Origin of the sequence: Pseudomonas sp. D1-1 (genome assembly GCF_051132225.1) — a bacterium.
Taxonomy (GTDB): domain Bacteria; phylum Pseudomonadota; class Gammaproteobacteria; order Pseudomonadales; family Pseudomonadaceae; genus Aquipseudomonas.
In genome coordinates, this window is sequence record NZ_CP071676.1 from 2,953,823 (window position 1) to 2,970,923 (window position 17,101).

Annotated in this window: 4 protein-coding genes; all 4 read left to right on the top strand. The window is 63.5% G+C overall.

What is annotated here, in order from left to right; all coding sequences use genetic code 11:
- Positions 1 to 191: 191 nt before the first annotated feature.
- Positions 192 to 12,623, top strand: coding sequence for a filamentous haemagglutinin family protein (locus tag J3P86_RS13325; protein ID WP_434700588.1), 12,432 nt, complete (start codon positions 192 to 194; stop codon positions 12,621 to 12,623).
- A gap of 416 nt (positions 12,624 to 13,039) precedes the next feature.
- Positions 13,040 to 13,642 (top strand): transposase, encoded by a 603-nt coding sequence (locus J3P86_RS13330; RefSeq protein WP_370871120.1) that lies wholly within the window; start codon positions 13,040 to 13,042, stop codon positions 13,640 to 13,642.
- 26 nt (positions 13,643 to 13,668) lie between these two features.
- Entirely contained in the window at positions 13,669 to 15,273 is a 1,605-nt protein-coding gene (locus tag J3P86_RS13335) for a ShlB/FhaC/HecB family hemolysin secretion/activation protein (protein ID WP_434698117.1), read from the top strand.
- 17 nt (positions 15,274 to 15,290) lie between these two features.
- A complete protein-coding gene (locus J3P86_RS13340) occupies positions 15,291 to 17,090 on the top strand; it encodes a DUF2341 domain-containing protein (RefSeq protein ID WP_434698118.1) in 1,800 nt (599 codons plus the stop codon).
- The last annotated feature ends 11 nt before the right edge of the window (positions 17,091 to 17,101 follow it).

Below are 17,101 nucleotides of genomic sequence, written 5' to 3' on the forward strand. Positions count from 1 at the left end.
TACCCGATCAGCAACGGCGCAAGCCGTTGCTGATTTTTTTCGTCACACCCGTACCAACACAGCCATATGAAATTTTCATGACATCCGTTCGGTCCCGAGCGGCTGTAACCGCCTATCCCCTATAACCAACGCTAGCAGCTTGATAGCACTGCGTTGCGCCCCCTTAGAGCGAACCCGAAAGGATGAGTAGGATGCTGCGCTGCAAACCCCAGACGAACCTGAATGCCCCACGTCGCGATGGCGAGTTGTCGATGTTGCGACTCAAGCCGCTGGCCCAGGCCATTGCCCTGCTGATGGTGGCCGGCAATGCCCACGCAGCGACGGCGTTCAGTTCGGCCTGGTTTGCCGCCAAGGGCGCGCCTCAGGCCGGCGGTGCGGGGCGACCTGCAACGGCGCAGCCAGGCATGCCGCCACCCCTGGCGCAGCAGCAGCGGGCCAATGCGCAGTTGCAGCGTTCGCTGACCAACCTCAACAACACCGTGGCCGCGATAGCCGCCCAGCAAGCGGCACAGGCGGCCGGGCGGCAAGCCGCGTTCGGCCAGTTACAGGTGGTGCCTGACGGTTTGGGCGAGGGCGGGCTCAAGGTCGATAACAGCCTGACCCAGGGCTGGCTCAACGCCAAGGGACCGCAGCAGACCCAGGACGGCGGCAAGACCACGGTGAAGATCGAGCAGACCGCCGACAAGGCGATTCTCAACTGGGAAACCTTTAACGTCGGGCGCAACACCACGGTGGATTTCCAGCAGCAATCGGACTGGGCCGTGCTCAACCGGGTCAACGACCCGCAGGCGCGACCGAGCCAGATCCAGGGCCAGATCAAGGGCAACGGCACGGTGATGCTGGTTAACCGCAACGGCATCATTTTCAGCGGCAGCAGCCAGGTCAACGTGCGCAACCTGGCGGCGGTGGCGGCGAACATCAGCGATGAGCAGTTCAGCCAGCGCGGGTTGTACGTCGATGCCACCGGCACCCAGCCAACCTTCACCGATGCCGCCGGCAAGGTCGAAGTGCAACGCGGTGCGCAAATTGAAACCCACCGCGCCGCCACTTCAACCGCAGGCGGTGGCTATGCCTTGCTGCTGGGTTCGGAAGTGGAGAACGCCGGCTCCATCATCACCGCCAAGGGCCAGACCACCCTGGCGGCGGGCGACAGCTTCTACATCCGCCGGGGCCAGGGCACCAGCGGCAACTTGCGCTCCACCACCCGTGGCAACGAGGTCGCGACGTCACTCAAGTCAGGCAGCAGCGCCGGCACCGTGATCAACAGTGGCCTGATCCAGGCCAGCACCGGCGACATCACCCTCACTGGACATCGCGTGCAGCAGAACGGGGTGGCGGTCGCGAGCAGTTCGGTGGATACGCGCGGCACCGTGCACCTACTCAACGCCGCGAGCGACAGCAGCGGCAGTGTGACCCTGGGGCAGGGCAGCGCCACGGCGGTGCTGCTCGACGCCGCGGGCGGCAGCGCCCTGGACAGCCAACGCAATGCCGGACCGGCCGGCCTGGACGGCACGCCGAACAACCTGATCACGGGCCAGTTCAACAACCTCAGCAGCGTGGTCGACCGCACCGACCAGTCGCGGGTCGAGATCGTCAGTGGCGGCAGCGTCGACTTCCAGAACGGCTCCATCACCCTGGCCACCGGCGGCCAGGTTGCGGTCAGCGCGGCCGGTCGCAGCCTGGTGCGCGATGGCGTGGTGATCGACGTGTCCGGCGCCATCGGCGTCAAGGTGGCGATGGAATCGAATTCCATCAAGGTCAACGTCCAGGGCAACGAACAGCGTGACGCCTCGGTCAACCGCGAAGGCGGCAAGTTGACCAACAACGACGTGTGGGTGGACGTGCGGGATCTGGTCTACGTCCCGGCGGGTACCAACGGTTACGCCACCGACCGCTGGTACACGGCGGGTGGGCTGTTGGAAGTCGGCGGCTATTTGGGGACCCGAGGTCACAGCGCCGGTGAGTGGGCAGCGCAAGGCGGCACCCTGACGTTCACCGGTAACGACGTGGTGACCCAACAGGCGGCGCAACTGAACCTGTCTGGCGGTACCCTGGATGTACAGAGCGGCTACTTGCGCCAGTCCTGGCTCAAGGGCCCCAACGGGCGTTTGTATGACTTGTCCAAGGCGCCGGGGGACATCCTCTACACCGGCATCTACAAGGGTTACGAAGACCACAGCCAACGCTGGGGCCAGACTGATTACTACTACAATCCGCTGATTGCCCCGCGCGAGCGTTTTGAAGCCGGCTACACCGTCGGCCGCGATGCCGGCAAGCTGGTGGTGTCGACCCGCAACGCGGTGCTGGAAGGTCAGATCGTCGGCGAGGTCTACCAGGGCGAACGCCAGACCCAAGCGCCGAACCTCAACCTCGACGGCTACAAGCAATCGCAGAACGCCGTGGCCCGTCGCGCGCAATTATGGGTGGGCAGCTACTCGCCGATCTATGACAAGACCAGCGGCGTGATCAACAGTGGCCTGAACCCAACCTTCGACCAGGTCACCGTCGGCAAGGTGGCCGACAAGCTTGCCGCGATGCTGGACCTGACCTCGGTGGTCGGCACTGACCGGCAAGGCAAGCTGGTGCTGGACAATGCGTTGCTCAATGGCTTCCAGCTCGGCGCGGTCAAGGTGGCGGCGGCTGAAGGCATCCAGGTCGACGGTGCACTCAAGGTCGCCGACGGCGGCGATATCACGCTTTATGCCCCGCAGGTCGAGGTGAACGCCGACCTGACTGCCCGCAGCGGTCGCATTGCCTTGGGTAACGTGCTCAAACAGGTCAGGACGGATAATTTCCAGATGGCAGACGTCACACTTTCACCCGCCACGGGACAGCGGGCGACGGTCACCTTGGGCGAAGGCGTCAAGCTGAACACCGCCGGGCGCTGGAGCAATCTGCTGCTCGACGGCAACGACCGCCAAGGCCTGCCGTTCATCAACGGCGGCAGCGTGTCCGTGCGCAGTACTGGCGATATCGATGTGCAGCAGGGCAGCCTGATTGACGTCAGCTCCGGCGCTGCCGTGATGGCCGATGGCAAGACTCGCGGCGGCAAGGGCGGTGACCTGACCTTGACCGCGAGTATTGGTGCATCGTCCGGTAACGGTGACTTGATCCTCAAAGGTGAACTGCGCGGTACCGGCGTGAGTGGCGGCGGGACCTTGAAGCTGGCGGCCAGCAAAGTGCTGATCGGCAACAGCAACATTCCTCTCGAACCTGGCACTTTGCAACTGGGCGGCGATTTCTTCGACAAGGGTTTCTCGGCCTATGACATCACCGGTAATCAAGGCCTGACCGTGGCCGACGGGACCCGGGTCGATGTGACGATGCCGGTGTACCGTTTCGGTGAGCAGGCTTTGACTCCCGGCAGCAACGCAGAACCGGCTGATGCCTTGCAGCGCTGGACGCCGGAGCTGTATCAGGAAGATGCGATCAAAGGTGTTCTCACCCAGCGCCACGGCGCGAGCCTGAGCCTCAGTGCCGGTACCGCGAACTCCAGCGCGGCAGACATGGCCAGCACGGTATTGAACATCGGGCGTGGAAGCGTGATCAGCGTCGATCCGGGACAAGGCATCGACTTGCGCAGCATCGGTCAACTGACCGTCAACGGCACCCTCAACGCCTGGGGAGGACGAGTCAGTCTCACCGAACTGAGCGTCAGCAACCCAGTTCGCAACCCGGTCAATGCCCAAGGCCATGGACGCTCCATCTGGTTAGGCGAGCAAGCGTTGATCGATGTCTCCAGTCGGGCCGTGACTGCCAAGGACATGCGCGGCCAGACCTATGGTCTGGTGCGTGACGGTGGCGAGATTGTCATTGGTGGTCAGATTGATGTCGCGAAAGGATCGGCTTCGGCGCCGGAATTGTTCGTGGTGATGCGCGAGGGGGCACGCCTGCAAGCGGATGGCAGCCAGGCAATGCTGGATGTTCCTGGCCAGGGACGCACATCGGTGACGAGCAACGGTGGCAGTATTTCCCTGGCGTCGGCCAATGGCCTGTACCTGGACGGCGAATTCAGTGCCCGTTCCGGTGGCACGGGGGCCGCAGGGGGAAGTTTGTCGGTGGCGCTGGAGACACCGTATTACCTGAAAAGCGCGGTCAATGACCGGGTCTTGCAGTTGCGTGAACTGGTACTGGGACAAACCGCCCAGGCGAGCCCGCTAAGCGACACCGCCGAGGCCTCGGCGGATGCGTTGATCTATGGTCATGGGCGTTTGGGTGTGGACCAGGTCCAGGCGGGCGGCTTCGACAGCCTGTCTCTGCTGAGTAACGGCATTATTAGTATCGGTGGCGACGTGTCGCTGTCCCTCGGCCAAAGCCTGAGCCTATATGCGCGTAGCTTCGGGTTGAGCTCAGCCGCGCCAGCCGACACCCGTGTTCAACTTAATGCAGCTCATCTGCTGCTGGCGGGGCCGGCGGCCAGTCTACCGAATATGGATTCCTATACCCGACCGCTGATCGAAGGCGACGTATCGCCACTTGCGAACAAGGCGGTGCTTTCCGTCAACGCCGACTTGTTGGATGTACAGGGCAATGTGAGATTCAGCAGCAAAGGCACGCTGAGACAGGCCAATGGCACCACGGTCGAGTTGGAGCGCGCCGGGTTCGACCTGGTCCAGTTAAGCAGCCGTGGTGATTTGCGCTTCCTGGCGGGATTCTCCAGCGAAGGATTGCCTACGGGCTTTACCACGCAATTAATGACTCCTTCGGACATGATCCTGCAAGCGGCGCAACTGTATCCGGCGACTGGGGTCGGGGCTCGGGTATTGGCGGGGTATAGCTTGAGTGGCACCTCTGCCTACGACCCGGCGCGCAGCTTGGTCATCGGGCGGACTACCCAGGTGACGCCTCAGGTACCTTATTCGGCATTCGGTCACTTACAACTGGGCAGTGCGAATATCGAGCAGGGCGGGGTGGTTCGGGCCCCGCTGGGGTTGATTGAGGTCGGCACCAACGACGGCACTAGCATCACTAGCCAAGTGGACTTGCTGCCGAACAGCCTCACTTCAGTCAGTGGCCTCGGTCTGGTTCTGCCTTACGGCGGTACCGTCGATGGTCAGAGTTATGAGTACGCGGGCAAGAAGGTGGTGCTTCTGGGGCAAGGGGCCATCTCCTATGGCAACGGGGATCTGAATATTGGTGTGATTCTGGGCGGAAAATCTGTTGTGGCCCAGGAAGGCTCGGTACTCGATCTTTCGGGCGGCGGTGATCTGCTGGGTGCCGGTTTCATTTCCGGCCGTGGCGGCTCCACCGACGCGCGCTTCAACCCGCTGGTGCAAATCGGTGCCAACGGCGGCTTTACTTTACCGGGCCTGTCCAGCAACCCGGTCTACGCCATTGTGCCGGGCAACCAGAGTGCATACGCGCCAGTGGCGCCCGAGGGCGGCGCAGTGGACCCCAGGATCGGACAACAAATCACCCTTGGCGCCGGTGTACCGGGGCTGGCCGCCGGTACCTATACGCTGATGCCGTCCACCTATGCCTTGCTGCCGGGGGCGTTCCGGGTCGAGGTCAACGGTCTGGCGGGTCAGGGTTCCACGGCGGGTGCGTTGCAGATGCGCAACGGCTCCTGGACCACCGCCGGGGTGCTGTCGGTGGTCAATACCGAGCAGCGCAACAGTCTGTCCAGCCAGGTCATCCTGACTTCGGGCGATGTGCTGCGTCGCTATTCGCAGTACAACGAAACCAGCTACGCCCAGTTCGCTGTAGCCGATGCCGCACGCCTGGGCGTGCCACGAGCCCTGTTGCCGGTGGACGCCAAGACTTTGAAGTTGAAGCTCGCGCAAGGAGCGGGAGATCAGGCGTTCTCCTTTAAAGGCATCGGCAAGTTCGCGCCTCAAAAAGGTGGCTACGGCGGTACCGTCACGGTGGTTGGAGGTAATGGGGCGTTGGAGGTCGTTGCCGATGGGCGCGGGGCCACGGCCGGCTTCGAGGGCGTGACCCTCAATGCCGAAAGCCTGAATGCCTTGAATGCATCACGTCAGGTTATTGGCGGCCAGTTCTTGACGCTCTATGGGCAGAGCGGAAACTACATCACGCCCTCGAGCAGTGGAGGTAGAACCTCGTCCAGAGTGATCTTGCGTGAAGGTGTTACGTTGGCGGCACCGGAGGTTTTCCTGCTGGCCAGCGGCGAGGTGTCGATGGAACAAGGCGCCGCCATCAATACCATTGGTCGTGGCGCGGCTGCCTACGATGCCCATGACGGTTTTATCTATGACCTCAATGTGAGTGGTCAGAACTTGCTGGCCGCCTCCAACGGCTTGCTCAACGTGTTGGCACCCTCATCGGGCAGCAGCGGCACCATCAACATCGGCGGCTGCAGCCTGACGCCATGCAGCGGCGTCACCCGAATTCATTCCGAGGGCAGCATCGTCGCCGCCACCGGAGGGAGCCTGGAATTGGACGACAAGGTGCGCTACGGCACCCGTCACCTGACCCTGGCCCTGAGCAATATCAACGTCGGCACCGCCCCGGCATTGAGCGACGCAGCGGCGCGTCAGGTCTTGCCGGCCGGCCTGACCCTGAGCCAGACCGTGCTCGATCGCCTGCTGCGCGGAGACACCGAATACGGCGCCCCGGCCCTGGAAACCCTGGAACTGTCGGCGCGTGAGGCGTTGAATTTCTACGGCACTGTCAGTCTCGACACCTATGACCCGGTGACGGGCAAGTCGCGGTTGGCCAACCTGATGCTCAGCACGCCGGCCATTCATGGCGCAGGCAGCGTCAACGACGTGGCGACCATTCGCACCGCCAACCTGATCTGGAACGGTGCCGTCGGCGCGCCGGGTTCGGTCATCGCCGGCGGGGCCGGCACCGGTGCCGGTCGCCTGGACATCCAGGCCCAGCGCATCGAGTTCGGTTATGGCGAGTTCGCCCAACCGAGCTCGATCACCACCCTGGACCGCCTGGCCCTGGGCTTCGCCAACGTCAACCTCAGTGCCAGCGAACGCTTGACCGCCAATCACAAGGGCAGCCTGGCGGTGTATCAGAGCCAGGGCGCCTATGACGCTAAAACGGGCTACGCCTACAGCGGTGGCAACCTGAATATCCTCACCCCGTTGCTGACTGGCGAAGCCGGTTCGGTCAACCGCATCACCGCGGGCGGTGCGGTCAATGTGACGGGCGCGACCGCTAAGCCGGGCACTGTCTCCGGGCTCGGGGGCGAGTTGTCCCTCAAGGGAGCGAGCCTCAACCTGGCCAGTGCGGTGGTGTTGCCCAGCGGCAAACTGACCCTGAGCGCGACGGATGACCTGACCCTGGCCGATGAGGCGCTGATCGACGTGGCGGGTCGCACGGTCACCTTCAACGATGTCACGCGCTACAGCGCTGGTGGCGAGGTGATCCTGCAAAGCCAGAACGGCAACATCCGCCAGGCGGTTGGCTCCAGCATTGATCTGTCGGCGCGCCACAACCAGGCCGGACGGCTCAGCGCCGTGGCCTTGGGCAGCACGGCCGGGGTTGTCGACCTGCAAGGACGAATCCTCGCCAGCAGCACTGGCGAATACGATGCCGGTGGCACGCTCATGCCATACCTGGCCGGTGGCGTGCAAATCCAGGCCCAGCGCCTGGGCGACAATGGCAGTCTCAGCGAACAGTTCGCCGCGTTGAACCAACGCTTGAGCGACGGCCAAGTGTTCGGCTCCCGCAGCTTCCAGCTCAAGCAGGGCGACCTGGTGATCGGCAACGAACTCAAGGCTTCGTCCATTGACGTGTCCCTGGACAACGGCAGCCTGTTGATCAACGGCACGGTGTACGCCAGTGGTGAGCGGGTCGGCAGCATTTACCTGGCTGCCAAGAATGCCCTGACCCTGGGCAGCGGTGCCGTGCTTGACGCCCATGGTCGACGCCTGCGGGTGGACAGCTACGGCAAGATCATCGACTCGCCGAACCGTGCCATCGTTGACTTGACCGCCAGGGAAGGTCTCCTGACCCTGGGTAACGGCGTGCGTATCGATTTGCGCCACGGTACCGAAGTCGCGCTGGGCAGTGCGTCCGGTATGAACGACGGTCGGCCTCGCGGGACGTTGCAACTCAGCGCGCCACGACTGAGTGGCGTGTCGGGGGGCGACGTGGCGATCGATGCCAGTGGTGCCCTGGACGTACAAGGCGCCCGTTCGATTGCGTTGGTTGCTACGTGGCAATACAGCGACGCGCCGCTGGTGAACGTGCCGGCGGCCAGCGGCAAGCCTTATCAGGTCATCAATCAGGCATGGCTGAAGGATGTGGTGGACCCCGACAACACCGCCTTTATCACCAACGCTCACGACAACAACGATCTGTTGCAGCGCAAACTCGCCGGGCTGAACAACAGCCGCTATCGCGACGTGTTCCACCTGCGCCCCGGTGTAGAGGTGGTGAGTGCGACGGCCGATGGCGACCTGGTGGTCCAGGGGGATCTGGACCTGTCGCAATATCGCTATGCGAGCCTCAATCCGCATAACGTTTTGGATGAAAACGTCTACGGCTCCGGCGAATCCGCCAGCCTGACGCTGCGCGCCGGCGGTGACCTGAACATCTATGGCAGCATCACCGACGGTTTTGCCCAGCCGCCCGCCAGCAACGATGACAAGGGCTGGGTGCTGTTGCCAGGCATTGATTTTGCGGCGGGCGATATCGTCGTGCCCGGCACTGGCGTGACCCTGGAGGTCGACACCGCGTTCCCGGCCGGCTCGGTGCTCAACTTCGACGTGCCGCTCAAGGGCGCGACCCTGGCTGCGGGAACGCGGTTGCCGGTCGCCGCCACGCTGGATCAGCCAATGGTACTGCCGGCCGGCACGGTGCTGGCCGCGGCGGTGCATGACGCACAGGGCAATCTGTTGTTCGCGGCCGGCACGTTGTTGGCTTCGACCCAAACCCTGCAGGCGGGCACGGTGCTCGGGGCGGGCAGCCTGCTGGGCAGCAGCGCAACGATAGGCAACCTGATCTGGCCCAAAGGCGTTGCGTTGCCAGACATTGAAGGCGCGAGTAACGGCTTGACCAACGTGCTGCGTCTCAGCAGCGCCCTGGCACTGAGTGTGGGTTCGAAAATTCCGTCAGGTACCGACATCAAGTTGCCGGCCGGTGTCGAGTCGGTGCAGTTGCGTCCGGAAGTGGCGGGGAGCAACTGGGCCATCGCGCCGATGCTGGCCGAGGGCTCGCAGTCCTGGTCATTGCGACTGGTGGCCGGTGCCGATACGCAGGCGGCGGACAGTCGGGTCGTACGGCCGGTGCTGGCGGGTGGTGATCTGCATTTGGCTGATAGTCACTACGGCACGTTCGGCGTGGCGTCGATGGTCTGGACCGAAGCAGGATCGCTGGATTGGTTCGGCGACACCAGCATGGTGGGGCTGCCGGTTGACTTTGAAGTTTTTGATTACCCCAACTTATGTGTCGACAATCCACTTCATTGTGAAGCTGGCGGAGCACCTGAATACGAGCCCGGCAGCCAACGTTGGAGTGTCATTCGCACCGGCGCAGCGGACTTGGAGCTGCTGTCGGCAGGTGATCTGAAAATGGACTCGCTGTACGGCGTCTATACCGCCGGCAGTTCAGCCAGCGAAACGTACGCCAACGACCCGTACAACCAACCCAAGGCGCGTGCGGCGGCGGGCAAGGTGCTCAATGATGCACTAGGTGAAAACGAGCAATTCGTGGATGGCGGTTCCAATAGTCTTTACCGCGCCTGGTACCCGGACTTTGGCGGCAACCTGAGTTTGAAGGTCGGCGGCAATCTGACCGGTAATAGCCTGGATGTATCGAGTGCGAGTATAGGGCGGCCCAATGGAGGAGACATTGGTTACGATACGGTCAACGTCGGTAATTGGCTGTGGCGTCAGGGCAATGGCTCAGTCGCAACCGGTACGCAGGCACAACCCACCGCTTGGTGGATCAATTTTGGTAGTTACACCGCCGCGAAGGACGGCAAGGCTGACCTGATGGTTGGGTTTACCGGTTTCGGTACTCTGGGCGGCGGTAACCTGAATGTTCAGGTCGCCGGCGATGCGGGGGAGCTCGAACAGATGGCAGGGAGTCGTCTTGTGCCAGGCAGCAACAGCCGCAGCCAAGGACTGGTTCTTGCCGTGGGCAGCACCGGGCGTGTGGGCGCTGATGGCAGCCTGCAATTGACCGGTGGTGGTGATCTCAACCTGCGTGTAGGCGGCGCCTTGAATCCCGATAGCGCGTTCGTCGACGGGCATCTGAACGGTGCGGTCATCAACCTGCGGGGCCACGCGCAGATCGACAGCGGTGCCATCGGTCGAATTGACCTGCGCTATGGCAACGTTGCTTCGGCACAGTCTCCGGGGGAAACGCGTGCGTACGACTCCTTCAGAGCCACACGTAGCCTGCCAACAGGCGGGCTGACCCTGATGCCGGGCGATGCCACGTTCGATCTGACAACTTCGGGCGACCTGGTAGTGATGGACGTAGCGGACCCTGGCCGGGCGCCGATGATGAGCGTATCGCCCTTCAAAGATGGCGCCACTAACGGATCCGGCGTGAGCTGGTTTTCGTTATGGACCGCCAACACGGCAGTTGATCTGTGGTCATCGGGGGGGAATCTGACGCCTGTGGTGCCAGAGGTCGAGACGGATCTGGCGGTGGTCTACCCATCGATCGTGAGGGCTGTGGCGGCCAATGGCAGCCTTTACTATGGCAAGTCCTCGGTATGGGATGGAACAGGTTATGACGGCAACAATCGTCCAGCCCTGTTGCTCGCTCCCGGCATCAACAGTGAGTTGCAATTCATGGCCGGCGATTCCATCTACGGCGGCGACATGTCGGTCAGTCGTTCCGGTGCATCCTCCGCAGCCCTGGCAACGCCGTTCAGGCCAGCCTTTGTGGGTATCGTCGAGACTGTCGAATCCGGTCCCGTCATAAAAGCCAGCAATCTCTCAGCCGATGGCAACCTCGCTCGCCCTAGTGCGAACATATTGCCGCTGTTTGCCTTCGACACCAGCAGTACCTCAGGCGAATGGGCCCTCAATGACGACCCTGCGCGCTTCTATGCGCTGGAAGGTGATTTGCTGGCTGTCACCAGCGGACGGTCGATGACATCGGCATCCGTTGGCAGGTGGCCAGGGCGAATCGCCTACGAAGGCGCCGGAGCTGTACGAATGATGGCAGGACGAGACATCGTCAGTAGCGGGATTCCACTGGGCGGCTCTTTGAGCAACAACTCCCAGGCAGGGGATTACACCAGCGCCGGCAACCTCTTCATCCACAACAACCCCACCGACATCTCAATCGTTTCAGCCGGGCGCGACATCCTCTACAGCAGCTTCAACGTCGCCGGCCCCGGCCTGCTGGAGATCACCGCCGGACGCAACATCCTGATGGATGACAAGGTCAGCATCACCAGTATCGGCGCCGTGGTGCCGGGGGATTCGCGCCCTGGGGCGAGCCTGGTGCTGCAAGCCGGCGCCGGCCTCGACGGCGCCGATTACCAGCGCTTCGTCAAGGCCTACCTGGACCCGGCGAACCAGGCCCTGGCCGGTGTGCCCCTGGCGGACCAGGATGGCAAGGTCGCCAAGACCTACGAAGCGGAGCTGGTGAAGTGGCTCAAGGAACGCTTCGGCTTCAGCGGCGATACCGAGCAGGTCCGCAGTTTCTTCGCGGCGTTGCCGGCGGAGCAGCAACGGGTGTTTGCCCGCGACGTGTACTTTGCCGAGCTCAAGGCCGGTGGCCGTGAGTACAACGAAGTCGGCGGCGTGCGCCAGGGCAGCTATCTGCGTGGACGAGAGGCGATCGAGTTGTTGTTCCCGACCAAGGACGTGGCGGGCAATGCGATCACCTACAAGGGCGACATCACCATGTTCGGCGGGGCAGGGGTGCACACCGATTTTGGTGGCGGCATTCAGATGCTCACTCCCGGCGGCGGGCAGACGTTCGGCATCGAAGGCAACGCGCCGCCGTCCACCGCCGGGGTCATCACCCAGGGTGAGGGCGATATCCAGTTGTATGCGAAGAACAGCATCCTGCTGGGGCAGAGCCGGATCATGACCACTTTTGGTGGTTCGATCCTCAGTTGGTCGGCTCAGGGTGATATCAACGCCGGTCGTGGTTCGAAGACCACCGTGGTCTACACGCCGCCCAAGCGCCTGTACGACACCTGGGGCAACGTGACCCTGTCGCCGTCGGTGCCGAGCACGGGGGCTGGTATCGCCACTCTCAACCCGATTCCAGAGGTAGCGCCGGGGGATATCGACCTGATCGCGCCGCTGGGCACCATTGATGCGGGCGAGGCGGGGATCCGCGTGTCAGGTAACGTCAACATTGCGGCGTTGACCGTGGTCAACGCGGCCAACATCCAGACCCAGGGCAAGTCCAGCGGCGTGCCGCTGGCGGCTTCGGTGAACACCGGGGCGATCACCTCGGCCAGTTCGGCGGCGTCCTCGGCCACGCAAGCGGCGGAAGACGTAGCGCGCCAGCAGCAGAATGCGGCGCGGCAGAACCAGGCCTCGGTGTTTACCGTGCAGGTGGTGAGTTTCGGCTCCGAGCAACTGGCGCCTTCGCGTGATGGCGCCAGCCGTGAGGCGCCACGCACCTATGATCCGGCCAGTCCGGTGCAGGTGCTGGGCGCCGGGCCGTTGGACGAGCAGGCGCGGCAGCGGTTGACCGAGGAGGAGCGGGGGCGGTTGAGCTTGTAGTGCCGGGCTTAGAACCGAGTCGTTGCCATCGCGAGCAAGCTCGCTCCACAGGGTAGTTGGACACTCAGCTACCCTTGTGGCGAGGGGATTTATCCCCGCTGGGCTGCGTAGCGGCCCCCAACCAGACAACTCGGTGTGCCAGTAAGATCGAGGTCGTTGCTTTGGGGCTGCTGCGCAGCCCAACGGGGATAAATCCCCTCGCCACAAGAACCTGTTCCCTGCGCGACGGCGCAGCGTCGAAGACGCGGCGGGAACTCCCTCGCCACGACAGCTGCGGCGCGATCTCAAATGAAGCTTTCATGACAAAAGTTCGGTAGCACATCGCCATTCCCGTCATGCCTGTGTGACGTGTTCGAGGGGACCTTTCAGGTCGTTTGGAGCCGGGGCGCGAAGCCGGGAGTGAGGCGATGGGGACTATGGAACGTTATTCGAAAGTGGGCATGCAGGAGCTGGACCAGCGGCTATCGAAGATCGTCGAGGCGGCGCGCAAGCAGCCGGTCTCGGTGTATCGCTACGGTGCGCCGTGGGTCTGGATCGTTTCCCAGGATGACTGGCAGGGCGCGCTCAAGGAAGTGTCCAGCTACATCCCCCAGGGCCACTCCCTGGTGCTGTTACGGCCACAGATCGACGACTTGCTGGCCGAACACCGCGACGTGCTGCAGGGCCTCAACGCCGATGCCGGCATGCTCATCGCGCCGCAGACGGCCATGCACATCCTGCTGCTGCAACTGCTTTATTCGGTGCCCAGCGAGCAGCAACTCTACGAACAACTCAATTACAACCTGCTGTTCCGCTGGTTCGTCGGCCTGGACCTGAACCAGAAGGTCTGGAGCTTCAACGTGCTGAGCAAGGACCTCGCCACGCTGCTGGGCGATGCGCGGGCCGTGCGGCTTATCCAGAAAATCATCGGTGAAGTGTTCTGTGGCGCCTTGCTGCAAATGCCCGAGTTCTCCTTGAACTTCGCGCTGCTGCACACCTGGCTGGCCCGGCACGCCACGACATCGACCGCAAGCAATTGAGCCGTACTTTGAATTCAGGGGGTGGTGTGGAGCATTTTTTCAAATCGCGGCCGGCGCTGTGGGGCTGGCTGCTGTTGGCGGTCTGGGGGCCGTCGGCATTCGCAGCAGAAGGAGCACCGGAAGCCGAAGCGGCGCCGGCTCGCCTGGTGGACGTCAACGAGTACTTCGTGCGGGGCAACACTGTGCTGGATGCCCGCGCGATCGAGGAAGCGGTGTATCCGTTCCTTGGCCCGCAAAAGACTTTGAACGACATTGAAGGCGCTCGCGAGGCGCTGCAAAAGGTCTATCAGGCTCGCGGCTACCAATCGGTGTTCGTCGAGTTGCCGGAGCAGAAAGTCGAAGACGGCATCGTCTACCTGCAGGTCAGCGAGACCAAGATCGGCCGCGTGCGGGTGGTCGGTGCCAAGCACTATTCGCCGGTGGAAATCCGCGAAGATGTGCCGGCGCTCAAGGAAGGCGAGGTGCCGGACTTCGCCCAGGTCCAGACCGAGCTGGCGCAGTTGAACAAGACCCCGGGACGCCAAGTCATGCCGCTGGTGCGCGAAGGCCAGCGGCCGGGCACCATGGACGTGGACTTGCAGGTCGAGGACCAGGATCCCTGGCAGGCCAGCCTCGGTCTGAACAACGACTACAGCGCCGACACCGAGAAGCTGCGCACGGTCGCCAGCCTCGGCTACAACAACCTCTGGCAACTGGGTCACAGTATTTCGCTGACCTTTTTCACCGCGCCCCAGGACACCGAAAACGCCAAGGTCTGGTCGGGTTCCTACACCGCGCCACTGAGCGAGCGCTGGAGCGTGCAGTTCTCCGGTCACCAGTCCGACAGCAACGTGGCGACCGTCGGCGGCAGCAACGTGTTGGGCAAGGGCCATTCCTACGGTGTGTCGGCGATCTACAGCCTGCCGTCCAGTGGCGCATGGGCCAACAGCTTTTCAGTCGGGGTGGATTTCAAGGACTTCGACGAAGAACTCAACCTGGGCGGCGCCAGCGACAAGGCACCGCTCAAGTACGCGCCGTTCACCTTCGCCTACAACGGTTTCCGCTACACCGAAACCAGCCAGTTGGGCCTCGGCCTGAGCCTGGTGGCAGGCACCCGTAGCCTGCTGGGTTATGGCAGCGACGACGAGGAATTCGACTACAAGCGCTACCGCGCCAGCCCAAGCTTTGCGGTGCTCAAGGGCGACGGCAATTACACCTTCACCTTCGGCAACGACTGGCAGACCGCCTCTAAAGCCGCCTTCCAGCTGGCCTCCGGGCCGCTGGTCTCCAATGAACAGTTCTCCGCCGGCGGTGCCACGTCGGTACGCGGCTACCTGGCCGCCGAGCGCACCGCTGACGACGGCTACCTGTTGTCCCAGGAGCTGCGCACGCCGTCGCTGGCCAGGTTTCTCGGCAGCTATGTCCAGGAGTGGCGCTTCTATGCCTTCGCCGAGGGTGCGCAGCTGTACCTGCGCGACGAGCTGCCCGACCAGGATGCCGATTACAGCCTCGCCAGCGTCGGCCTCGGTACCCGCGCGAGCCTGAGCAAATGGCTGTCCGGGAGCCTCGACTGGGGCTTTCCGCTGCTCGACGGGCCGAACACCACGAAACAGGAATCGCGCCTGCACTTCAACCTGCAAGCGACGTTTTGAACCCAGGAGTCATGTCCATGCAACGCTTATTCATTCCGCTGTTGATCTGCCTGGGGCTGCTGCTTCCGGCGACCGCCAACGCCTGGTGGCAGGACGATTGGCACTACCGCAAACAGATTTCGGTGGACACCACGCCGCAAGGCGCGGCCATCGCCCAGGCCTTGGGCCGCACGGCGTTGCTGGTACGCCTGCACACCGGCAACTTCACCTTCGACGGCGTCAAGGAGGATGGTTCGGACCTGCGCTTCGTCAGTGCCGACGACAAGACCGTGCTCAATCACCAGATCGAAAGCTTCGACCCGTTGATGGGCATGGCCCTGATCTGGGTCGATGTGCCGAACGTCGAGGGTGGCCAGCGCCAGGACCTGTGGATGTACTACGGCAACCAGAAAGCCCCGGCCACCGCCAGCGGCCAACTGGCCTTCGATCCGGACTACACCGCGCTGTATCACTTCGACGGTGCCACCGGAATTCCGCCACGGGACACCACGGCCTATGGCAATACTGCCCAGGGCGCGGCGGGCGTGAGCATCGACGGCGTGATCGGCCGGGCCCTGCAGTTCAACGGCCAGCCACTGTTGCTACCGGCCAGCCCGTCGCTGCAACACACCGCCGGCGCCGCGTTCACCTTCAGCACCTGGCTGCGCCAGGACCAGGCCAGCGGCGAGCAAATCGTCATGGCCCGTCGCGAAGCTGCCGCCAGTCTGTTGGTGGGGGTCAACCAAGGAGTGCCGTTCGTAGCGATCAATGATCAGCGTGCGGTCTCGACCCAGCCGCTGAACCCCGGCCAATGGCAGCACCTGGCATTGACCGCCTTGGGTGATCGAGTCGTGCTGTACGTCAATGGCCGCGAAGCCGCGAGCCTGGCGCTGGCAATGCCGGCGTTCAATTCGCCGATCGCCTTGGGGGCAGACGTTGCCGCCGGTGCCTTCGCGCCGTTCAGCGGGGCCATGGACGAGGCGCGCCTGTCCAAGGTCGCCCGGCCCGCGCCGCTGCTCCTGGCCGATGCCAACGCCCAGGGCGCCGAATCGAAACTGGTGGCCTACGGTGTTGATGAAGAACAGTCCGGCTTCGGTTTCGGCAGCCTCGGTTTCCTGCTCAATGCCGTGCCGCTGGACGCCTGGGTGATCATCGCCGTGCTGGTGCTGATGATGTTCCAGTCGTGGGTCATCATGATCCGCAAGAACCGCATGGTCAGTCGTCTCAGTGCCGCCAACGAAGCGTTCCGCGAGCAGTTCGCCCGGATCGGCACGCGCCTGGAGATGTTCGCCGACGACCAGGAACTTGCCCAGCGCCTGCAACATTCGTCCCTGTGGCGCCTGTACCTGGTGGCGGTCAAGGAGATCCGCACCCGCCGCGATCAGGGTGCCGACACCTCGACCGTCTCGGCCGCCACCATCGAGGCGATCCGCTGCTCCATGGATGGCGTGCGCACCCGCGAAAACCAGGCGCTGAGTTCGAAGCTCTCGACCCTGTCCAACGCCATCGCCGGCGGCCCGTACATCGGCCTGCTCGGCACCGTGCTGGGGATCATGGTGGTGTTCCTTGGCACGGCCATGGCCGGTGACGTCAACATCAACGCCATCGCCCCGGGCATGGCCGCCGCGTTGCTGGCCACCGCCATGGGCCTGTTCGTCGCGATCCCGGCGCTGTTTGGCTACAACCGCCTGATCACCCGCAACAAGGAAGTCAGCGCCGACATGCGCGTATTCGTCGACGAGTTCATCACGCGCCTGGCGGAGATGCACGGCGAAGGCCAGTCCGGCGAAGCAGCTCATCGCCGTGACCATCACGTCCAATCGTCCGTACCGGCCTGAGGAGCATCGCC